This is a genomic window from Flectobacillus longus (assembly GCF_030056705.1).
Taxonomy (GTDB): Bacteria; Bacteroidota; Bacteroidia; order Cytophagales; family Spirosomataceae; genus Flectobacillus; species Flectobacillus longus.
Genome location: NZ_JASHIC010000009.1, coordinates 39,025 through 62,701, shown reverse-complemented (window position 1 = coordinate 62,701; position 23,677 = coordinate 39,025). Strand labels below are relative to the sequence as shown.

Sequence of the window (23,677 nt, the reverse complement as noted above, 5' to 3'; positions counted from 1 at the left end):
AATTCTTGAATTTTTTGTTACTTTTTGTTTCAAGACAAAAAGTAAGAGGAAGAGTTAAGCCAAATAGCCTATTTTGATAAAAGTTTTAGCAAATTCATTTTTAATGTTTATTAAATACAAAATAATTAATATGGAATTTTATTTGATTTTCGACTCATAAATTGAGCCGAGAGTTATGCTTTTATCCAATAAGTAAACTATTACATTTTTGAAGAGAAGAAATGAATTTAAAATATTTTACAACTACATTATTTATATCATGTTGGGCTATAAAATCAAATGCTCAAACGACTGATTCTACTAAATCTAAAGAGTTACAAACTATTACAGTAGAAGGAAAAAGTCTTCACGAGGACATAGGTCGTCTTTCTGGAATTACGGGTACGTATATCATGGAAGGTAAGAAAAACGAAGTGCTGAAAGTATCACAATTGAACGCCAGTATTACCGACAAAACAGGTCGTCAGATTTTTGCCAAAGTCCCAGGTGTATTTGTGTACGACATGGATGGAACTGGTAATCAGGTCAATATTTCGACGCGCGGACTCGACCCACACCGAGGGTGGGAGTTCAATATTCGTAAAGATGGCGTTATTACCAATTCGGATATGTATGCCTATCCTGCAAGCCATTATAGTGTGCCCATGGAAAGCGTAGAACGTATTGAATTGGTTCGTGGAACGGGTGCTTTGCAATATGGAGCGCAGTTTGGCGGGATGCTCAACTATGTTAGTAAGCAAGCTAGTGACCATAAAGCTGTTGAATTAGAGGCTATTTCGACAGCAGGCTCTTATAATCTTCTGAGCAATTATGTATCGTTGGGAGGAACACTTAAAAAATGGAAATACTATACTTATTTTCTTCAGAAATCTAGAGACGGATACCGTGATTATGAACACACCAACATGAATGCTCAGGGGGCTGTGGTGCAGTTTGCACCAAACGAAAAATGGAATTTTCGTTTGGAATGGGCACGTTCCAGCTATTTATACCGTATTCCAGGGCCATTAACGGATGCAATGTTTGCAACTGATCCGACTCAGGCAACACGTAGTCGCAACTATTTTAGCCCTACAATTAATGTTCCGTCGTTTAGAGCAACTTACCGTTTGAGTGCTAATACCACTCTAGAGTTTACTTCTTCGGCAGTTATTGGAACTAGAAATAGCGTGATGTTTGATAAACTAGCGACTATTCAGGATACACTAAACCGTGCGACTCTACAATACGCTAATCGTCAGGTAGATATTGACCGTTTTAATAGTTTTACCAATGAGTTGCGTGTCTTGAGTCATTACAAAATAGGTCAAATGGAAAACAATTTGGCAAGTGGTGTTCAGGTAATGAATAACGATTTGCATCGTACGCAACTGGGTAAAGGTACAACTAGCGATGATTATGATTTGACCTTAGTAGACCCTGTTTGGGGAAGAGACCTACATTTTGCTACCAATAACGTGGCTATTTATGCAGAAAATAGTTTTTATGTTCTGAAAAATCTGAAAGTCAATGCGGGAGCACGGGTAGAGATGGGAGAGAGTCGTATGAGTGGTACAATTACTTATTATCCAGAAAATAAAATTCCTGTATCCATCAAGCACCAATACCCTTTGTTGGGAGCAAGCTTTAGCTACAAGCCAAGTTTGTTAGGTGAAGTATATGGAGGATTCTCGCAAATGTATAGACCAATGATTTTTAAAGACTTAGTACCAAGTTCTATTTATGAGAAAGTCGACCAAAATATCAAGGATGCCAAAGGATATAACCTCGAACTAGGCTACAGAGGGCGCAAAGGCTTTTTGAGATGGGATGTTACAGGCTTTTTGTTGAGATATGATAATCGTTTTGGAACTTTAGGAATTACAGATGAGACAGGTACATTTATTACTTACCGTACCAATATCGGAAATTCTGAAACGAAAGGTTTAGAGATTTTTATTCAAGGAGATTGGAATTTGAGTAAAAAATCTTCTCTATCAATCTTTACTTCGACCTCACTGATGGATGGAAAATATGTTTCTGGGGAAGTCAAAACGGGTAATGCGAATATCTCGGTGGTAGGTAATAAGATTGAGAGTGTTCCTGCGGTAATTACACGCAATGGGCTTACTGTCAACATCGGTGCGATTAGCTCTACACTTTTGTATAGCTACACATCCGAAACTTATGCCGACGCGCTCAATACACGTACCCCAAATGCAAGTGGTGCTATTGGCTTGGTTCCTTCCTATGGTATTCTGGATTTGAATGCAGCTTGGAGACTCAGCGACATGATTCAGTTGAAAATGAATATCAATAATATTACAAATGAGCATTATTTTACCAAAAGACCATTATTCTATCCCGGACCAGGTATTTGGCCTTCGGACGGTCGTAATATGCAACTGTCTTTGACAATTAAGATTTAGTGAGTTGTGATTGACTGGATGAGTGATTATTTTGGAATGTATTTCACCCGTAGAGACGCAATGTATTGTGCCTCTACGGGTAATCATCACATTTTCACCTTTCTCCACCACAGCAAAAAGCCAGTAATTGACAATAGGGCAGGGCTGAGTCCCAGAATAACATAAAGTATTTTGAGTAAAATACCTCCGTAGTTTCCTACATGGAGTGGATAAAACAGCGCTTCGATTTTGTCCCAAAATTCCATTTCTTCAAACCGTCCCATACTACTGAATTTGCCTGTTTGTGCATCGAATTTTACAAAATTACCACCTGCAAATAAGGCATTTTGCCCTGCGATATTTCCTCTAACATTAAATTTCTTTTCTGGTTGTGTTGGGAAATACACATAATTAGGGACTAAATCGGGCATTTTTAGTCGGGCTTCATGATACATCTTGTCGATTGAAACTTTTACAAGGGTATTTTCAGGAGCTAATTCCTTTTCTACTTTCCATTTTTCAGTTTCAAAAGCAAATAAATTCATCCAAAAGCCCGTGAAAAACACGACTATATTGAAAAGCAAGGCCCAAACGCCGACAATTCGGTGTAAGTCTGAGGAAATAGTACGCCAGTTTTTGGTTTTTATCTGCACTTTGAAAGTAAGTACTTTCCAAATAAATTTTCGATAGACAATCAAACCCGTAATAATCGAAATAAGCATACAAATCCCCATAATGGCTGTTAGCGCTGCTCCAGGCATTCCTAAATGGAAAGAAAAATGGAATTGAAATAACCAATCCATTAACCCTGTTACAAAGGTGTCGCTTCGTCCTGTTCGGATGACTTTTCCTGTGTATTGATTGATATTCAAGCCTCCCAAATCATACGTCATCAATTTGGCATCGTTAAGGTATAAACGAAACTTATAGGATTCATCTGGCGAAGCCACAGGATTTATCCATGATGCCCCATCTAATCGAGGATATTCTTTGACAATTACCTGATAGAGCGTATCTAAAGAAAGGGGTTTACCTGTAGGAATTACCTTCGTAGATTCATGGTCTAGAAAGTGTTCTAGTTCGTCTTTGAAGACTAATAGTGAGCCACTTACGCCTAAGAATAATAAGAAAATTCCTGTTACTAGGCCAAACCATTTGTGAACACTATAAATATTTCGATAAATACGCATGATTGATGATGTTCCTAAAATTCGGTTATCAATTATCTGATAGCCGATAAATGAAAATTATTTAGTTTTAATAAAAATGGCAAGACCAAAAATACTTACCACCAGTACTCCAAAGGCTGCTAAAGTCATAACGCCATCTCTGATATCTTTTCCGAAACTTTCTAAACCATTGTATTTGTGTAAGAAAGCAAATGAAAATCCTTCACGGCGGTCAGCATCGGTCACTTTGGCTGCCAATCGATTGGTGGCAGGCTCAATATAATAAGTGGTGTGCTCTGGCGTGTTGTAAGCTAATTTTATGACAGGTAATCTTTTATTGACAAAGCCGTATTCTCCCGCAAATTTAGTGATGATTTTAACTTCCTTTAAATCTGCGTCACTCAATGACATAGACGATTTGTTATCCATCATTTCACAGCATTCTTCACCACCTTTTACCTCACGATTTGAAAATTGATTAGCGAGATATTCTGCATAGACTTTAAAACCATCCTTCAATGGTTTATGCTCATTGACTGTGAGATATTCAAAGCTCGTTTCTTTGGTCTCCCAGTTCTTTTTGATGAGTTGCCAATAAATTTGTTCATTCATTTTTACCAAAGATATACTACTAACGCCTTTTAGATTCACCAATGAATCTTGGGCTATCGCTTGAGTTTGAATGACTGGTTCGCTAATATATTTTAGTCTTTCATCAGGCGTAAATTTCCTAGTTGCATGATAAATTCCTGAAAAGGCGAAAGTAAAAGTGACAAAACTAGTCCAGAGTCCGATAGACCGGTGATATTTTCTAAATATGCTTACTTGATTGTCTTTTTTCGCAGGTTTGAATTTCCCCCACATAAAGCCATAAATCACCAGTCCACCCACCGCCGAGGCAATAATAATTGTTAAAAAAATCATCATTACAATGATTCTAATGGTATTGTTACTAATAGCATTCAGAAAATCCCAATTATGGAAAATATCAAAGATTTTAATGAAAATTTTCCTTTTAGTATCGTTGAAAACGATAAAGCGACTTTGCTCTGTTTCTACGTAAAGATCCATTTTATCTGGTCTGTCAAAGGATACTTTATAAGCAGGCAAAATTCGGTTTACATAAGGATACTCTTCTGTAAACTCTGTAAGTTTTTCTATGTTGGTAATTTTGCTTGTAGAATCATCCAACATAAAACGAGCGATTTGCTCAGCAAATAATACATCACCTTTTGGTAAAGGTTTTCCATCTAACGTGTTAAAATATAATAAGTTACCTTTTGTGTCCTTGACTTGATAATAGCTTTGTTTGCCAAACTTAGCAAAACGAATATTTTTGAAAGAAGTAATTTGATTTTGTGTGAGAGCTTGTCCAGCGGTTAGTTTTACCTCGTCTTGTTTAGTAGTTTCAGCTTTGTAAAATTCATTAGCAATTTTGGTTTTGAACCAATGAGACATAAACGGATGCATTACGCCTGAAGCTGTCCAAAATATGGTTGGAACAAGCGCTATGATTCCAATAATACGATGCCAACGATACATATTGCGTTGAATCCATTTTTTGAATCCAGTCTTTTGACTTTTTGAGTTTTTATCCTCAAAATCTGTAGTTATTGATTGCGACATTTTTTCTTAGATTGAGAAAATGTTTGGTTACAAGTTTATCTGCTGTAACCAAACACTTTATGAATTATTTTCCGATAAAACTGTATTGAATTCCCATCACAAAAGTGCGTGGCGCAGCAGGAGTGAAGGTGGTACGGTCGGTAGAAGCATTACCTCTTGTAGCATTGGTGGCATAAAGTGCATCAGTGGCATTCATGATGTTGGTGAATACCTCAAAGCCTTTCCAACGGTAACCAACACGGAAGTTGACTAAATCATATCCACCGTAAGTCACGGTATTGATTTGGTTTTGATACCATTGTCCAACATGTTGCCATTCTAAAGCTGTTCTTAAGCCCTTAAGCCATGTAGGATAGTAGCTAACCTCGGTATTCCACATCCAACGGGGTGCCGAAGGCATATCCATTCCGTTTACATCTTTGATGACATCTGTAGCTTTTTGGCTCAACGTAAATTCGATAAAGCGGTGCACCGAGTAAGTCCCACCACCTCTAATCGACAATTCTTTGCTAGGGCGGTAGGTGATACCCAATTCTATGCCTTTATGCTCAGTTTTGCCTGCTGCCTGATAGTCAGTTGAATTATCAGGTTGACGAATACTCAACAATTCGTTACGACCATCCATTTGGTAAATCGATGCGTCGATATATACTTTGTTTTTGAACAACGAAGCCCAACCTCCGACTTCAGTGTTGGTGAATGTTGCAGGAATAAGGTTGTAGTAAAACAAATCGCCGTTTGCAGCAGGAGTTGGTCTTTTGCGGAAAATAGCAGTCAAGCCAGAAGGAGCAAAGCCTTGCGAGTAGTTGAAATAGACACCTTTGCTGTTGCCAAGATCGTAGGTCAATCCTAATTTAGGCGTCACATTGGTATAGGTTTTGCCACCTCCGATACCCAATCCAGTAGTTTTATCAACATCCAAATTGTTCACATAGTCAAAAGACATATTGTCATAACGCAAACCTGCCGATACATGCAATTTTTGAATTGGCTCAAAATCGTATTGTAGATAAGCTGCTGTATTATAGATTTTTGCGTTATAATCAGCAATTTTGATATCTGGACGTTCTTTAGTAATTGTATATTTTTCAACTGATTTTCCATCGGTTCTCAATTTGGCCGCCAAGTCGATTTGATATGACCAGTAATCATTAGGTGAATAGTCGATACTTGCGCCTGCGATTAGTTTTGAATTAAGAAAATCAAATTTCTGAGTATGTTGCGTAATCAAGCCTAAACTTCTAAAATTGCTAGAGTTGATTTCGCCTCTTGCGGTAGTAGCTCCTGAAGTCCAGCGAATACCATAGCTTGGATTTTGACCGTGTTCATTATCTCTCCCAAAAACGGTTATGTACGTTTGAGAACCTTTTGCCCAATCTTTTTCAAAAGTCAATCTAGTGCGTAGTGAGTACGCTTTACGATAAGTAAAATCTGTCGTACTAACATATTGCCGATTATAGAATGCTACACTGTCGACACTGCCACTGGTTTGTGAGTTATATTTGGCATACGAAAGGGTATAAATCAAGCGTGAAGTAGGATTGATTTGGTACTCTAAACGAGCGTATTGTGCATTTTTGGTATAATCAGAGCTCGTCATCCAAGAGTTAGTTTGGTCTGATACCAATCCTCCTATGTACACACCCAACTTGCCAATTGTTGCACCAGCACCGTATTGTACGCGTCGGAATCCCCATTGGTCAAACTGAACGCCAGCACGTGCAGTTGGTACTGCTGTAGGTTTTTGAGAAATAAAATTTACAGCTCCACCAACAGCCTCTGGGCCATAGATAGAAGATACTGGACCTTTTACGACCTCGATAGAACTTACCGTAAATTGGTTCATTTCCAATAATGAGTTATGATTAAAGACACCCATTGGACGAATCGGAACACCATCCTCCATATACAAATAATAGGCGTTGGTGGTCATAGGTTGGCGTATCGACATAGAGTGTTGTTCGTTGCCTAAGTTTACCATTAAAACCCCAGGAGTTTTGTTCACCACTTCATAAATCGCCGTAGGTTTTGCTTCCTCTATTTGCTTTGGTGTTAATTTGCTAATGGCAATAGGGGCTTCGGTTCGTAAACTTGCCTCACGGTTTGCAGTAACTATAACTTGTTGTAAATCATGGATTTCTTGTTCTAGCGAAACTGATATAGTCTTTTGATTAGCTGTGGAAATCGTTGTTTTTTTATAACCAACAAAAGATACAGTTACACTAGCTGGACTACTTTTTAAGCTAAACTGACCTTGTTGATTAGTAACTGTGCCAGCACCATTTGCTTCAATATTAGCACCGATTAAAGGTTCATGAGTAACGCTGTCAAAAACTTTCCCTGTGATTTGGGCATTAGTGATGAATGCGATTGTGCTGAATAGCATAACCGACAGGATACGTAAAAAATACATAATAATGTTTTAACTTTAAAATTGGAAAAAAGTACTAAAGGCATACTCGTACCTATTTGCTGGTTTTTCAGCAAATGCAACGAGATGTCTTAGTATGAAAATGGAAAGTTGAATCAGGTAGGATTTTATCTTACCTGATTCTTATTTGGAAAGATCAATAGCCGACTGATATGTTTTTTGAAAACAAAAACATATATTTTGAACTAACCCAAGAGGTTAATCACAACATAGACAATTGCCATGCAGTACTACCGAAAATCCAAGAAAATGAGGAATTAAGCCACGGTCGGTGGTTTGAGAAGAAAATTGAAATAGATAGAAGTGTAATTATTGCTGTAGATAGGAAAAGGGTGTTTCTTTTTTATCTCAATAATGTCATTTGTGAGTACTAAATTATGATTAATTGTAGGTACAATACATGGAATTTCAAGGAGAATTCTGGCAAAAGCCATTCCTTTTTCTGAAGTCTCTTTTTGGTCAGCAGCTGCCACACGTTTAGCCAAATAACATTTACCATCACAGTGCAAGTCGGGTCTAAAACGATTCTCACAAAGATTTTTGATAATGTAGTCTTTACGAAGATTGTAATCAACATACACCAATGGTACTGCCATCATCCTGATAAACAGGAGAATAGCAAGAAGCAAAGCCGCTATGTTGTATTGTTTCTTCAAAATTTTGGTCTAAATTTTCTGGACAAAGATAATCCAGCTTTTTTAATCTAGCAAATAGATATACTGATATATCTGGGAAGAAACCCTGATTCTTATTAGTTATGTTCAATATTTTTCTTCGAATTTTGTACTTTATTAATATTTATAAATGCTCACATTATGCTTTATTCCTTTCTTTTGGTTTTTCATTCGTTTTGGAGGTGGGTTGTGCTAGTAACTTTAATAACTAGTGTTTTTCGTACGTATATTGGAAAAAAAGACAAACTGGTTTTTTCAAGAAAAGATGATCAACTTCGGCTATTAACTGTAATCTCAGCACATATTCAACTAACAATCGGCATAGTTTTGTATGCTATAAGCCCGATTGTTAGTTATTTCTGGAATGATTTTGGAAAGGCAGTGCATGAGCGACAGATTCGCTTTTTTGGAATGGAACACATTACAGTCATGATTTCGGCTGTAATTATACTAACGATAGGTTCGTCGAAAGTCAAAAAGCAAGAAGACGATTACAAAAAATATAGTGTTATGTTCTTTTGGTTTGGCATCGCACTTTTACTAATTATGAGCTCGATACCTTGGTCATTTTCACCGCTGACGAGCCGACCAAATTTTCGAGTTTTTTCGTGGTATGAGATAGGATTGTTAAGGTAAAACTAGCATCAGTATTATTTGATACTAAAAATTGCGAGATTATCTGATAATCTCGCAATTTTTAGTATTTTTGTTTATAGAAAAAAAGAGAAGCTGCATAAGAATGCTACAATAGTATTTTTTCTATTAATGAAAAATGATTGAATCGCCTCCTACATATCGAACCAATCCTGAAACCATTGCTTTGATGGAAGCATATTGGCAGGATGGAACTTTACGAAAAATTCAAGACGATTATCTGTATTGGGATAAAATTAAATATCGTGACAGATATCATAGTCCTCAGGCATTATGGGTAGCGGTAAAATTGCATAGAAACCTCAGAAGTACGACAGTCCAATTTGGAAAGTATCGTTTTAAGTATGTGATTACAGATTACATGCAAAGAACGCTACATCAATTTGATATGCATTTGGGAGGCAATTTGGGGAGTAATATCGGTATTGCAGAGACCGACAAAACCAAATTTGTGATTAGTTCAATCATGGAGGAAGCTATATCGAGTAGCCAAATGGAAGGTGCAAGTACAACGCGCAAGCGTGCTAAAGAGATGATTCAACAAGAAAGGCGCCCTCAGAATAAATCAGAGCAAATGATTATGAACAATTTCATTACAATGAAACATATTGTTCAGGCAAAAAATGAGGAACTTACGCCAGCCAAAATGCTTGCTATTCATCAGCTTGTGGCAAATAAAACGCTCGAAGATAGACTAGAAGAGGGGCAATTTCGTGAAAATGACGAAATTCATGTGGTAAATCATTTTGCCAGTGAAGTTGTGCATACGCCCCCGCCTCACGCCGAATTAGAAGTACTAATACAAGCTTTGTGCGATTTTTTTAATAACGATGGTGAAGATTTTATTCATCCAATTATTAAAGGTTGTATTATTCATTTTATGGTGGGTTGGATACACCCTTTTAGCGATGGCAATGGTCGAACGGCTCGTGCTTTGTTTTATTGGTATATGCTTAAAAAGGGTTATTGGCTAACAGAATACCTCTCTATTTCTAGAATTATTAAAGATTCAAAAGCGCAGTATGAAAAAGCCTATTTATATACTGAAATAGACGAAAATGATTTGAGCTATTTTATCACCTATCATTTCAAAACAATGGAAAAAGCCTATGCTGCTTTGAAAGAATATATAAACAGAAAACAAAAAGAGGTTTTCCAAGCAGCTAAGTTTATGAAAATACCTTCGGTAAACGACCGTATGGCACAAATTCTAAAATTGGTTTATGATGATGCCGACCGAATTATGACAATCAAAGAGATTGAAAGTAGATTCAGTGTTTCTGATTTTACTGCTCGTACAGATTTAAAAGCTTTAGTCGATTTGGGCTTTTTGGAGGTCATACAAGTCAATAAAAAGAAACAGCATTTTGTTCGTGCCGAAAGTTTTAAACAAATGCTTGGTCGCTACAGGATTTAAGTTGTCAGGCATTAGGCAATTAGTTTTGAAATATTCTTTAATAATCAAAGATATGCTTCTGCCGAATGCCTATAGAAATAAAGGTGTTTTTATGAAATTAAAAAGACCTTTTGCCTAATGCCTACAACAATTACCCTAAAAAACTATCTTCTTTTTTACATTCGTAATACTTTCTTTACCCAAGCTCATGGGTTTTAGATAGAATGAATAGCTATAATTTTTGGCTGGAATTTGATGCTGTTCAAGTGGAGCAGCAACCTCGCTCCACGAATCGTTACCTCCTACACCCATTTGCACAAGGTCGATATTAAGCGTAAGATAGCCTGCATCTTGCAGTTTGTAAGTATGTTTGGCGTTCTGAATATTGGTTTCGGTATAAGGCCAAGCGCTCATGCTGAGTAAGCTATCGGCTACTACCAACATACCTGTTTGTTGCTTATTGCCCAAAAACATCCATCGCACATCGGTACGATTGCCATTTTCTTGTGGCACGACATAATTTTCCATGAACTCCTGAATAGGTTGAGAATAGATACCCACATCCATCCCTTGACGTTTATCGGTATAGTTTTCCATAGGGCCACGACCAAACCAAGTAATTTGCTCAAACTCACGACGAACCCCCATCTGCATTCCAACTTTTGGTAGATTTGGTAATTTGTAACGAGGAGTAAAGTGATATGTTACTTTTATAATACCTTGAGGGTTTATGAGATATTGGATATCAACACTCACACTATCGTCTACAAGACTGTAGTTTGTAGTGACCAAAACGCCTTTATCCGACTTTTCAGTTTTTAGGTCTTTTACCTTCAATTGGACGTTATACCATTCTTTCATTTTACGCTGAGGTTTCCAACCACGACGGTCATTGTCGGTCAATGGACGAGAGAAATGGGGGAGGAGTGGGGCGAAAATTTGCTCTTCCCCATTTAACAAATATGAACTCAAAGCGCCTGATTCTTTTGAGAAACTGATTTTATAGCTTTTATCTGAAACGATTATTTGTTGGGTATTCTCTTCTATTTTGAGATTGGCTTTTGAGTTGCTCGAAGCAATATTTTTTGTAGTAGTCTTGATTTCTAGTTGATTACTAGCGACTACATAACCCTTAGTAGCCCAAGGCAAGGTTTCTGGCAACAAAAACGAAATTTGAATATGATATTCTGCCTCAGGTTTTAAGGATGGCAAATACGAAGCAATATTCATTTGAGAAGAACTACCTGCTTCTAAATTTAGTTTGGGCATAGCCACCGTTTTTACTAAATGTCCATCTTCAAAAACTTGTAATTGCATATCATAATAAGAAGCATTACGACTAGCGTGACGATTGTGAATTAAAATTTGTTTTTCCTCAACATTACGCCAAGTTACTTCAATACCTTGAAAAACTCTTTTCGCCTCAAACATGGCAGATTTAGGGCTTCCATCGGCATTTACTACACCTTTTATCGTAAAATTATCGAAATATTTTTCTCCAAAATCTCCACCATAAGCATAGTAAGGTTTACCTAAAGAATCCGTTTTTACTAATCCTTGGTCTTTAAACTCCCAAATACAGCCTCCAATTACACGAGGTGTTGTGCGGAATACATCCCAAAACTCCTGTAAATTACCTGCGCTATTTCCCATCGCATGTGCATACTCACAAAAGAAAATTGGTCGTGTATCGCCATTAGGCTGATTTGCCAAAAGCGCTGGCGTATAAATACCAGGGTACATTCGACTGACCATGTCTACATAATATTGGTCGAGTGGGTTTTGGGTACGGTGCGAGTGGTCGTTTGGCTTGAGATAACGTGTATCTTTAGGATCCATATAGCCCTCTAGTTTTGGACTACCCATGGCAGGTTCATAATGAACTGGACGAGTAATATCAAAATCATGCAACCAAGCAGCCATAGCGGCATGATTTGGACCACGACCAGCTTCGTTTCCTAAGCTCCAAAAAATAATAGAAGGGTGGTTTTTATCTCGCATAGCCATACGATTACTTCGCTCTAGATATGCGGCTGTCCAGACGGGATCGTTGCTGAGTTTACCGCCCAAACCATGAGTCTCTAGATTGGCTTCGTCAATTACAAAAATGCCGTATTCGTCACAAAGTTCATACAGATATGGGTCGCTTGGATAGTGACTAGCACGAATACAGTTGAAATTAAATTTCTTAATAGTTTGAACATCAGCTAATAGGTCTTCTCTTGATAGAGCTTTTCCTTTTGTAGGATGATGGTCTGGACGGTTTACACCATATAGATATGTCTCACGACCATTGATTAATAATTTGCTATTTTTAGAAGAAAAATCAATTGAGCGAAAACCTACTTTACAGCTTTTTGCTTCCAAAGTCGAACCTGTACTATCCTCCAAAGACATCACTAAAGTATAGAGGTAGGGATCTTCGTCACTCCATAAATGAGGTTGGTTTACTTTACTTTCCAAAATCCCAAATTTGGCATTGTCCAAACGAGGATATACCTCATTGACAATACTTTCGACGGTACAAGAAAGGGGGGCAGCCCATACAGGAGTATTCTTTTTATCATAAAGTTGAGCCTTGATGAGCGTCTTTTTCGAAATAGGCTTTCCTGTAAAGTTATCAATTCGAGGACGTAAGCTAAAAAGCGCTTCTTGGTTGTCTTTTCCAAGTTTGGTTTGATAAAAGAAATCGGCAACACGAAGGCTTGGTTCGGCGTGTAAGAATACCTCACGGTGAATCCCACTCATACGCCATTGATCTTGGTCTTCTAAAAATGAACCGTCGCTCCAACGAATCACCCAAACTGAGATAATGTTCTCACCCTCATTAAGATATGGAGTAATATTAAATTCAGAAGAAAGAAAAGAGTCTTCAGCATAGCCTACAAATTTACCATTGAGCCAAACTTTATAAGCCGAACTCACGCCTCCAAAATGTAGATTGATAGTTTGTCCTTTCCAAGAAGCTGGAACCGTAAAACTTCGCTGATAACATCCAACACCATTATAGTCTTTGGGTACATAAGGAGGATTTACAGGACGAAAAGGATATACAGCACTCTTATAGATTGGTTTATCGTAGCCCTGCATTTCCCAAGAAGAAGGTACTGGTATTTTTTTCCAACCCTGTACTTTTTGTTGGTAAAAGTCTTGAGGTTCGTCCCCAGGTTTGAGAGCAAAGGCAAAATCCCAGTCGCCATTGAGCGACATATATCGTCCGCTCTGTTCACGAGGTTTTTGTATAGCGTCGTTGACTGTAGTGTAAGAGTAAGCAGTAGCCCGAGAGGGTTCTCGATTGATACCACTTACAAGAGGGTCTTCGTAAGGTTGGGTCTGGTAGACAGTAGGTACTACAGGTACAGGAGCGGGCGTTTTATCAACTAGTTGAGCTAAAGAAACAAATGGTACAAAAGCCAATATTAGCTGAGAAAAATTAAGATATTTCATGAAAATACGATTAGATTCAGGACTAAAAATCCTCTCGATGCCTATTTCGTAAACTAATTTGATACATAGACATAGTAGAAGAATCAAAATTAGTTCTAATACTCCTTTAAAAAATTCTATATTTTTACAAGAGATTGTATGATATTATCAGAGTTGCTAAATTTTATGAAGACTCAAAAACAAAAACATAAATAAAGCATATTGATAGCTAACCAATAACAGCTAATTATGCGAAGCCAATGTTATGCTTTCAAAAATCAAAAAAAGTACTAGTTTAGTCTATATATCCTGTGTCTTTACCATGTTATTACTTTTTATAATTAAACTTTAATAAATTTTCTGTCGAAAATCATTTTTATAATAGGTAATATATTCTATTTTGCTTTAAAAGAAATATTTGCCTGAGTGTATTCAAAGAAATTATACTTGCCTTATAGAATTAAGGTAGAAGAAAATTATTTGTTCTAAAATCGACATGGTATGTTGGATATTGTAAAGCATATTTCAAAACCCTATCTGCTTTTCAAAGTTGAGCAAAATAACTTTGTGGTTACTGAGCTCAACATAGCTTATTTGAACTACACAGGAGGATTAACCGAGAAGCAAATTTATCAGCAGTCTTTTGAGAATTTACACCTTCTTTTTGCTCAGAACGAAGTGTATTTTGATGAATCATTGAGTTCACTAAAAACGGTAGCATCTACTAAAGCTACAAATACGGTATATATCAGCTTAAATAATACAGAGGTCGAAATTCAAAATAGTTATTTCGAAGAAAACCATGCTGAATACATATTGCATATCATTACTATTGCCGATAAAAGCAGTATTTATCTTCCTGAGCTTTTTGAGACGGTGGTAGCGCATACCACTGATACTATTCTTATCATGGAAACCTTCAAGGAAGGTGGACCCGACCCTAAAATTCTATTTGTTAATAAGGCGTTTTGTGACCTTTCAGGATATACTTTGAGCGAAGTTTTGGGAAATACCCCTATGGTGTTTATCGGATTAGAGACAGATTTGGAAGAAATCAATCGTTTGCGTACTTCATTAAGGAACTGTCAGCCTGTACAGCTTTCACTTTTACATTATAAAAAATCTGGGGAAAAATTTTGGCTAAATATTTCAGTATCACCTATTTATGACAAATCAGGAAGGCTACTCCAATGGTTATCGCTTGGGCGTGATATTACCATTTATAAAAATGAAGAACTAAGAAAATCTTTTAAGGAGAAGGTTCGAACGTTATTCAGGCAACCTCAAACGCTAAACTTTATTCTTTCTGAACTCAGTCTTTTGATTACCCATGAATTAGGCGTGAAAAATGTTGAGATATGGCTCAATAGTTTTACTCATGATATGATACGTTTTGGGAGTCAACAGAACTATATATTCCCCGATGCCAAAGCGGGTGCAGATTTTGCGATGAAAGCATTTACTTCAAAGGAAGAAATTTGGGAAACCTTTGAGCTACCTGATAAAAAAGTCATAGGCATTGTGATGCAAACCCCCAAAGGACTTTGGGGAGTGCTAATCCTAGGAATGCCAAAAAACCTAGTTTCAGAAGTAGAGTTAGATTGGTTCAAAAAATTAGGAGAGCTACTGATTAATGAAATAGAGCGAAAGCAGGTAGAAGAAGAATTAAAACAAATATTTGACTTTGCCCCAGATATGATTTGTGTATTGGGCTTGGATGGGTTTTTCAAGAGAGTTAATCCTGCATTTTGCGAATTGTTAGGTTATACAGAGCAAGAGCTATTGAGCAAAAAATTCCATGAATTTATCTATCAGGAAGACCAAACGCCCACGCTCAAGGCTTTCAAATCAGAAAAGGATTTCTCGAAAGTGTATTCTTTTGAAAATCGCTACCTGACCAAATCAGGAGATATTTTGAATATTGCTTGGCGCTCGACCATGCGCATGGATGGAAAACATTTACTAGCGATTGGTCGTGATATTACCGAGGAACGAAAGCTTCAACAATTATTACGAAAGACTAGTTTGATGTCGAAAATAGTAAGTTGGGAGATTAATTTACAATCTCAAAATATATTTGTATCAGATACGATTCATGATGTGTTTGGCTATTCACAAGATGACTTTAAACTCACCACACTCAACAAACTCGTTGAAGTTTATCAAGAAGGAGAACATCGAGAACGCGCCTTTTTCTATATTGACAGAGCCATACAAACTGGACAGCCATGGGATGGAGAATTTATTATAATATTACCAAATGGCACCGAGCGTTGGGCTAGAATTATTGGCGAAACCAACTTTATCAACGGTAAATGCGAGCGTCTTTATGGAAGTATTCAAGATATAAATCATTCAAAAATCAATGAATTAGCTCTTCAGGAGGTGATTATTCAGAAAAATGAAATTCTCGAAACCACAGGAGATACCTTTATCATGCTCAACCAAGAATGGGTTGTGACTTATTGGAATGCACAGGCTACCAAACTCACGGGTATTTCGAAAGAGCAAATCGTAGGAAAAGTGATATGGGAGGTATTTGCTGAAAGTATTGAAACTGAGATTTTTAGTAATCTGGAATATTCTCGCAAAAATATGACACCTGTGACCTTTGAATCTTTCTACGCACCTATTAACAGATGGGTAGAAATTCGAAGCTTCCCTACCGAAGACATTATGAGCGTATATGCCCGTGATATTACTGAACAAAAAATAGCACATCAACGCATTAAGGAAGAAAGAAATTTGTTGCGCACTTTGATAGATAATTTGCCTGAGACTGTTTATTTTAAAGATACAAAAGCTCGTAAAGTGATTAGCAATAGAGTAGACTATTTGTTTTTGGGTGCTAAGAGTGAACAAGATGTTTTGGGGAAAACAGATTTGGAATTGTTTGGTAACGAACTAGGTAAAATCGGATACGACCATGATTTGCATATTCTTCAAACAGGCGAATCATTGTTTAATTATGGTCAACTGCACCAAACAGCAGGAAAACCAGATTTGTGGCTAGAGTCAACCAAAGTACCTGTCAAAAATGAGAAAGATGAAATCATTGGTGTTTTGGGGATTGGACGTGACATTACGATTCAAAAACTGCAAGAACTAGAATTAAAAAAATTAAATCTTGAGCTAGAAGAATACATCAAACAGTTAGAAGTATCCAATACCGAATTAGAACAATTTGCCTATGTGGCTTCGCACGATTTGCAAGAGCCACTTCGAATGATTACCAATTTCCTTTCTCAAATTGAATATAAATATGAGGCAATCCTCGACGAGCGTGGAAAGCAATATATCTGGTATGCCATAGATGGCGCAAAGCGTATGCGACAGATTATTTTAGATCTATTGGATTTTTCTAGGGTTGGTCGAATCGAAGAAAAGAAGCAGTTGGTCGATGTCAATGAAGTTCTCAATCATACTTTGAGTGTACTCCATCACGAGATTATACATAATGAAGCCAAAATTTTATATGGGCCAATGCCTGTTATTTTTTCGAGTAAGTTACGCATAGAACAAGTCTTTCAGAATTTGATTAGCAATGCGCTCAAATACCGTAGGCCAGATATAAATCCTGTAATAGAAATAGGAGTAAACGAAACGCTTACTCATTGGATTTTCTCGGTGAAGGACAATGGCATTGGTATTGAAGAAGAATATTTTCAAACCATTTTTGTTATATTCCAACGCCTACATACCCGTGAAGAATACCCAGGCACAGGTATCGGGTTAGCTATAGTTAAAAAAATCATTGAAATGTTAGGCGGAAAAGTATGGGTAGAATCCTTAGAGCATCAAGGAAGCACATTTTACTTTTCGATAAAAAAATAACCCACACACAACACTATGAAAAAAGGACATATCTTATTAGTCGAGGATAATGAAGGAGACATTCTTCTTACTAAAGAAGCCTTCGAACATTCATCACTCGTCGATAAATTGAGTATTGTTCGGAATGGAAAAGATGCTATGGATTTTTTAACAAAAAAAGGAAAATATGCACATGAAGTTCTACCAGATTTTGTACTATTAGATGTAAATATTCCCAAAAAAAATGGACATGAAGTACTACAATTCATTAAAAATACCGAAAATATCAAACATATTCCCGTAGTAATGTTTACGACTTCTTCGACGCCAAAAGACATTACTATGGCTTACGAAAACCATGCTAATTGCTACATTACTAAGCCCGTAGATGTAAAGTCATTTCAGATAATAGTAAATCAAATTGAGAGTTTTTGGTTATCCCTAGTTCAATTACCGCCAAATTACCATGCATAGAGATCCCCATCCATACAAAATACTAATAATAGAAGACAATATGGGAGATTTTATCCTTATCAAGGATTATCTCCACGACATGATGCGTGAACCACAAATCTCGCATTGTCAAACTTTTAAGCACGCCCAAACACTTTTGCAAAACCCTGAAACAAAATTTGATATGGTTTTGCTAGATATGTATCTGCCTGATAAAAGTGGACAAGCTTTGCTAGATGCCGTTTTAGGAATTAGTAAAGATTCTCCTGTTATTATATTATCTGGAAATTCTGACTTGGCATTTAGTATAAAATCAATCTCATTGGGCGTCGATGACTATTTGATTAAGGATGACTTGCGTCCAACTACTTTGTATAAAAGTATTATGTATTGTATTGAGCGCCGTAAAAAACGGCAAGAATTATTAGATTCAGAACAACGATACAATGAGCTATTCGATTTTAGTCCCCAACCTATGTGGGTATTTGATTTGGAAACGCTTGATTTTATGGATGTTAATTTAGCAGCTATTAAACATTATGGGTATAATCGGTCTGAATTTTTATCCATGAAAATTTCAGATATTCGCCCTGCTGAAGAAATCTCTATGCTGTTAGAGGAAGTTAAAGAGACACGTGCAGTAAATCCTTATTTTGCTATAGGAGTGTTTCGTCATCAAAAGAAAAATGGAGAAATTATTATTGTTGAGATTCGGGCCAACCCGATTGTATATAAAGGAAGAAAAGCTCGTGTTGTTTTGGCCAACGATATTACCGAAAAAATCAAGTATATCGAGTCTATCGAGTTACAGAATAGAAATTTAAGCGAAATAGCATGGATTCAGTCTCATTTGGTAAGAGCTCCATTGGCACGAATCATGGGGATTATTCAGATGTTTGAGCACAATAAAAAAATGCCAGAAATAGAAAAAAATATGTTTTTCGAGCATATCATTACCTCTGCTCACGAGCTTGATGAGCTAATTATGGAAATAAGCCAGAAGGCATATTTAGCAAAAACAAAGTTTGATTAAGAGTGAAATTCTCATAAATGTCTAAATAAAAAGCTACGAAAGTGTTTGATTTTCGTAGCTTTTTATTTGAAATAAATTTTATAAAACCTTAAAAATGAGGCAACTTTGTAGTGTTATTATCCAAATTACTATTATATAAACTGTATGAATATTAAGAGTAAACTTTCGCAAGGGTGTATTATGCCCTTACTATTTCTTCTGTTATCACATGTATCTTTTCCGCAAGTTCAAGACAGTACGCAAGTAAAACCTCAAAGTTTTTTTCTGGCAATATTGTAGTTACTAATAATGGCATGTCGTTGATTCCTTCGTTTACTTTGGGAAAACCTGCCTTGCTATTTGAGTTGTCGATTGGGAAAAACAAATTGAGTTTTGACCCGCTTATTCGTTTTGCATTAGACGGAAAGCCTTGGAGTTTTGTATTTTGGTGGCGATACAAAGTTTTGACAGAAGGTAAATTTAGACTTCATGTTGGGGCACACCCCGCTATCAATTTTCGCACAATTCCTGTGAGTATTAACAATGAAACAAGAGATATCCAGCAAGTTTGTCGCTATTTGGCGACAGAAGTAGCGCCTTCTATCATGATTAGTAAAAACTTTTCGCTGGGCATGTATTATTTGTACTCCCGAGGTTTGGAGGAAGATGCAACCAAAACTACCCATTTTGTCACGGTAAATGGCAGTATTTCTCAAATCAAAATCACGAAAGATGTTTTTCTGAAAGTAGCACCACCACAACTATTTTATCTGATGCTTGACAATGAAGATGGCTTTTTCTCCAATGCTACTCTTACTTTAACCAAGCAAAATTGTCCATTTTCTGTTTCGTCGGTTCTCAATAAAAGTATCACTGCCAATATTTCAAGCAGTAAAAGCTTTGTCTGGAATATTTCCTTATTGTATTCTTTTAATCAGAAATATTTGAGAAGGGGCTAATTGAAGAAAATTTCATATTACAAAAATGATTTATGTCTTATACGCCAAGCTCCAGAAGTATGTCAGCATGATTTACTTCTGGAGTTTGGGCGTATTCAAACTATTACTTCCTACGTAAGAAGACGTTATTAGTATATTCGTTATTAGAAGGCACTCTTAATCAAAAAGTTACCGCCAAATTGTACCTCAGTTATTCTGTTTTAGGCATTTAGCTGTGTATAAAATTAATCTTATTTTGCCCACCTATTTACGAAATAACTTTTGATATTTTAAGTAAGAAAAAATACTTAGTAAGGTCAGCACTATTACCGTGTAATAGACTGATGGAGGGATAGGGACAGGGTCGCCAGCTGCATAAGAATGCAAACCTGACAAATAGTAGTTAACACCTAAATACGTCATAATTACTGTCCCAAAGCCAAACAATGCCGCAAAATTGAAGGCATATAAACCTTGCAGTTTTGGAATAAAGCGCATGTGTAAAATAAATGAGTACACCAGAATGGTTACGAGTGCCCAAGTTTCTTTGGCATCCCAACCCCAATAGCGTCCCCACGATTCGTTGGCCCATACACCTCCCAAATAAGTTCCTATGCTAATCATGGCTAATCCACTCAGTAAGATGATTTCGCTGATAATGGTCAATTCTTTGATGGTTTTGAGAATATTTTCTTTGTTATCTGAGTTAGCAAAAATCATTAATACTAAGTTGAGCATGCCTATAACAGCACCCAATAACAAGAATCCATAACTTCCTGCTTCGAGCGACACGTGGATGGTCAACCAATAGGATTTGAGTACAGGTACCAATGGCGTAATTTCGGGGTCGAGCCAGCTCATGCTTGCTACTAGCAAGATAGTTGCAGCTAGAGTCGTTGTGGCAGCCAATCCTCCTAATGATTTTCTTGAAAATAAAATTCCCGCTAGTGTAGTAGTCCAGCCAATATAAATCATGGATTCGTAACCGTTACTCCATGGCGCTCGCCCTGAGATATACCAACGTAATCCAAGTCCCAATGTATGAAAAAATAACCCAGTGAATACAATCCAAAAAGAAGCAGTCGTGATTTTAGACTGTATTTTGACTTTTTTTACCGTAACAAATAAAAAAGTAACTGTTAATAATAAGCTTAGTATGCCATAAAAATTTCTAAGTCTATTAAACACATCTAACTTATTCAAAAATAATTCAGATTCGAGCTTGGTTTCAGAAGGTATCAAATCGCCGCCATTGACTTTTTGAAACTCCTTTATTTTTAATACAATTCCTGTAGCCTGTCCAAAGTCATTACGATTGATACCTTCATTGAGCGCTTGAAAATAGGCAGTCAATAGTCGTTGAGCTTCAGTAACTTTATTGGGTGAATTTTGTCCGATATGCATAATATCAGGGAGTGATAACCATGTATTAGTGCTATCGTGTTTTTGTGGAAAAATACGAATCAATGTGCCAGAAAAAATCATGTTCATGATATTTACTCGCTCATCAAGTTTGATGATTCCTTTCTCAAAAGTACCTTGGTCTTTTGGCCTCATTGCTTGTGCGCTTCGCACGGCTTCTTCCAAAAGGTATTTTCCATCACTCGAAAAACATGACACATAACTGATGGTACTAGCATCTGTTTTCAAAATTTTCTTGATTTCTGGATGGTCTGGTACTTGAATGAGCGCTTCTTTTTCCCATTGTGCAGGAAAAAGAAGCATCGATAACAGTACTTGATCAGAGCTCAAATCGCCGATAGTAGTTTTTTTAGCAACTTTTCTTAAGATTTCTCCACTATGTGTATTCATTGGTTTGATACGCCCGTTGAAATCTTGGACAAATAATTTTCCAAATTCTGCAGCATGATTTGCAGGAATTGGCGAAGTGACATCCGCATAAATCGCCCCGACTGAACCCAGAGAAATCAGTAAAAATATCGCTATCGATTTTTGGTACTCTTGAAGTTTTTTTATCAGCTGTGTAAAACGGCTATTCTTGGCAAAGAAGGTTATTATCATTCCAATTGTCAATAAAAAATATCCCAAATAAGAGAATATAGTACCCCAATAATCGTGATTGACGCTCAAATAGGTTCCAAGTTCGTCATTATCATACGAAGATTGGAAAAAACGATAACCGTCATAATCCAAAATATGATTCATATAAATACGAACATCTTGAGTTACATGATTGGCTTGGTCGATAAGCTTTACTTCACTAGCATACGAAGAAGGGTTTTCGGTGCCAGGGTATTTTTCTAGCTCAAAATCTTTACACAATAAAGAAAATGGAAGTACTTCCTGCTTTGAGCCGTAACTAATTGACACATTGGTGTTTCCAAATGTCAAAATCTGTGGCTCACCAGCTTCTCCTTTACGACCAGTAACCATCACTCTTTGGGCCTGTCCGTTGACTTTGACGGTCATATTTAGCCCAACCATGCTTTCGTTTTTGATTTTTTTCGAAGAAGATTCAATAGAAACAATACCTTTTGAGACAAAATCTCCAATCACAAAATTGCTTCCGCCCACACTATACAAGGAGCGCAAACGCAAAGGATATTTCCCGCCAGCTTGTAGGGTATCTTGCTTTTGGGTTGCCATAACAGTTTGACTTACTGTTTGATTAACAGAAAAAGATAATGTATCTGCTTCTAAGAAAACATTAAAGGCATTTGGTAAAACCTGATTGGTGAAATTGAAATCAACGCCATTGATTTGCATTTGCTCACCTTGTTTCACAAAGTATTCTTCACGACCACCTGCGCCAGCCACAACTACTTTTATCATAGCTTTACCATTGGGGCTATCTATGGCCTTTTGAACAGGATTCGGAATAAATTTATCAAGATTCACTTCTACCAAATTATTCCCGATTTGGTAGGAATTATCGAATGAGTTATCTCCTAAAGAAGAGAAGAAAACAGGCTCGTCAAAAGAATATGATTTGTCATTTTGTTGAATCTTTAAAACCAAGAAAGTTTCGGCAGACAAATAAGTATTCGATGTTTGTCCTTCACGAATATGCATCATGCCTTCTGTACCGAAATAACGAGTAATACCTGCACCAATCAAAATCACAATAATGGCCAAATGAAAAGTAAGTGATCCCCATTTTTTGAGTTGAATTAGCCTGTAGCGTTGGATATTGGCAAGAATAGAAGCCGAAAATAAGAATAGTAAAATTTCAAACCATAGACTTCTATAGATAAGTTCTTGGGCAGAACTTGTTCCGAAATCATTTTCAATAAAAGTACCTACACCAATGGCAATAGCAAAAAGTAATAGATACGCACCAGCAGCTCTCGTTGATGTAAGTATATTAAATATATTTCTAATAGTGTTCATTGTATTCAGGACGAACCAAATGTTTGACGGTTATTGTATCATAATTATTTTGTAAAAGTACTTAGCGACATTGGTTTTATCTACAAATACCTATGAATTCTAATTTCTTGCGGTACAACAAACTTGCTAATGGTGCGAGTTACAGACCTGTACTTTATACCTCGCTGGAATAGCTTATAAAAAGGGTGGGGAATTTTTCAAAAAAATACTAGTCAGTGACAAAGTCTTGAACTAGTAATTAGCTCTTACAGTTTAGATCATCAAAAACAAGCATAGCTGAAGACTATTTGCTTTGCATTGGCATAAACTTATCTTTGTGCTTTGGAGATTTTATGATGCTATCTTGG

Annotated in this window: 13 protein-coding genes; 7 read left to right on the top strand and 6 right to left on the bottom strand. The window is 36.7% G+C overall.

All coding sequences use genetic code 11. The features are described 5' to 3' along the window. The first annotated feature begins 221 nt into the window (after positions 1 to 221). Complete coding sequence (locus tag QM491_RS07525; protein ID WP_283326827.1) at positions 222 to 2,408, top strand: TonB-dependent receptor family protein; 2,187 nt, start codon at positions 222 to 224, stop codon at positions 2,406 to 2,408. 86 nt (positions 2,409 to 2,494) lie between these two features. On the opposite strand, the gene QM491_RS07520 is transcribed toward QM491_RS07525, so the two are convergent. The 4 genes from QM491_RS07520 to QM491_RS07505 all read right to left on the bottom strand — a co-directional run bounded on the left by QM491_RS07520 (position 2,495) and on the right by QM491_RS07505 (position 8,269). Next, positions 2,495 to 3,577, bottom strand: a complete 1,083-nt coding sequence (locus tag QM491_RS07520; RefSeq protein ID WP_283326826.1) for a PepSY-associated TM helix domain-containing protein — start codon at positions 3,575 to 3,577, stop codon at positions 2,495 to 2,497. Positions 3,578 to 3,634: 57 nt separating this feature from the next. Continuing rightward, complete coding sequence (locus tag QM491_RS07515; protein WP_283326824.1) at positions 3,635 to 5,182, bottom strand: PepSY domain-containing protein; 1,548 nt, start codon at positions 5,180 to 5,182, stop codon at positions 3,635 to 3,637. A gap of 64 nt (positions 5,183 to 5,246) precedes the next feature. After that, a complete protein-coding gene (locus QM491_RS07510) occupies positions 5,247 to 7,595 on the bottom strand; it encodes a TonB-dependent receptor (RefSeq protein ID WP_310589555.1) in 2,349 nt (782 codons plus the stop codon). A 275-nt stretch (positions 7,596 to 7,870) separates the two neighbouring features. Further along, positions 7,871 to 8,269: a hypothetical protein gene (locus QM491_RS07505; protein WP_283326822.1), complete on the bottom strand. Its 399-nt coding sequence runs from the start codon at positions 8,267 to 8,269 to the stop codon at positions 7,871 to 7,873. A 159-nt stretch (positions 8,270 to 8,428) separates the two neighbouring features. Here QM491_RS07505 and QM491_RS07500 point away from each other — a divergent pair, with 159 nt between their 5' ends. Both QM491_RS07500 and QM491_RS07495 read left to right on the top strand, forming a co-directional pair. Continuing rightward, positions 8,429 to 8,923 carry a hypothetical protein gene (locus QM491_RS07500; protein WP_283326820.1) on the top strand — a complete coding sequence of 165 codons (495 nt, stop codon included), beginning with the start codon at positions 8,429 to 8,431 and terminating at the stop codon, positions 8,921 to 8,923. Between the two features lie 136 nt (positions 8,924 to 9,059). Next, positions 9,060 to 10,358, top strand: coding sequence for a Fic family protein (locus QM491_RS07495; RefSeq protein WP_283326818.1), 1,299 nt, complete (start codon positions 9,060 to 9,062; stop codon positions 10,356 to 10,358). Positions 10,359 to 10,493: 135 nt separating this feature from the next. On the opposite strand, the gene QM491_RS07490 is transcribed toward QM491_RS07495, so the two are convergent. After that, positions 10,494 to 13,784, bottom strand: a complete 3,291-nt coding sequence (locus QM491_RS07490; RefSeq protein WP_283326817.1) for a glycoside hydrolase family 2 TIM barrel-domain containing protein — start codon at positions 13,782 to 13,784, stop codon at positions 10,494 to 10,496. 480 nt (positions 13,785 to 14,264) lie between these two features. Between QM491_RS07490 and QM491_RS07485 the strand changes: the two genes are divergently transcribed. The 4 genes from QM491_RS07485 to QM491_RS07470 all read left to right on the top strand — a co-directional run bounded on the left by QM491_RS07485 (position 14,265) and on the right by QM491_RS07470 (position 20,000). Further along, on the top strand, positions 14,265 to 17,597 hold the full coding sequence (locus tag QM491_RS07485; RefSeq protein WP_283326815.1) for a PAS domain S-box protein: 3,333 nt from the start codon (positions 14,265 to 14,267) through the stop codon (positions 17,595 to 17,597). A gap of 15 nt (positions 17,598 to 17,612) precedes the next feature. Continuing rightward, on the top strand, positions 17,613 to 18,050 hold the full coding sequence (locus QM491_RS07480; RefSeq protein ID WP_283326813.1) for a response regulator: 438 nt from the start codon (positions 17,613 to 17,615) through the stop codon (positions 18,048 to 18,050). Further along, positions 18,043 to 19,062: a PAS domain S-box protein gene (locus QM491_RS07475; protein ID WP_283326812.1), complete on the top strand. Its 1,020-nt coding sequence runs from the start codon at positions 18,043 to 18,045 to the stop codon at positions 19,060 to 19,062. Before QM491_RS07480 ends, QM491_RS07475 begins: the two co-directional genes overlap by 8 nt. Before the next feature lie 293 nt (positions 19,063 to 19,355). After that, positions 19,356 to 20,000 carry a hypothetical protein gene (locus QM491_RS07470; RefSeq protein ID WP_283326811.1) on the top strand — a complete coding sequence of 215 codons (645 nt, stop codon included), beginning with the start codon at positions 19,356 to 19,358 and terminating at the stop codon, positions 19,998 to 20,000. Between the two features lie 243 nt (positions 20,001 to 20,243). Here QM491_RS07470 and QM491_RS07465 read toward each other — a convergent pair whose 3' ends face one another. After that, entirely contained in the window at positions 20,244 to 23,330 is a 3,087-nt protein-coding gene (locus QM491_RS07465) for a cytochrome c biogenesis protein CcsA (protein WP_283326810.1), read from the bottom strand. Between the last annotated feature and the right edge of the window lie 347 nt (positions 23,331 to 23,677).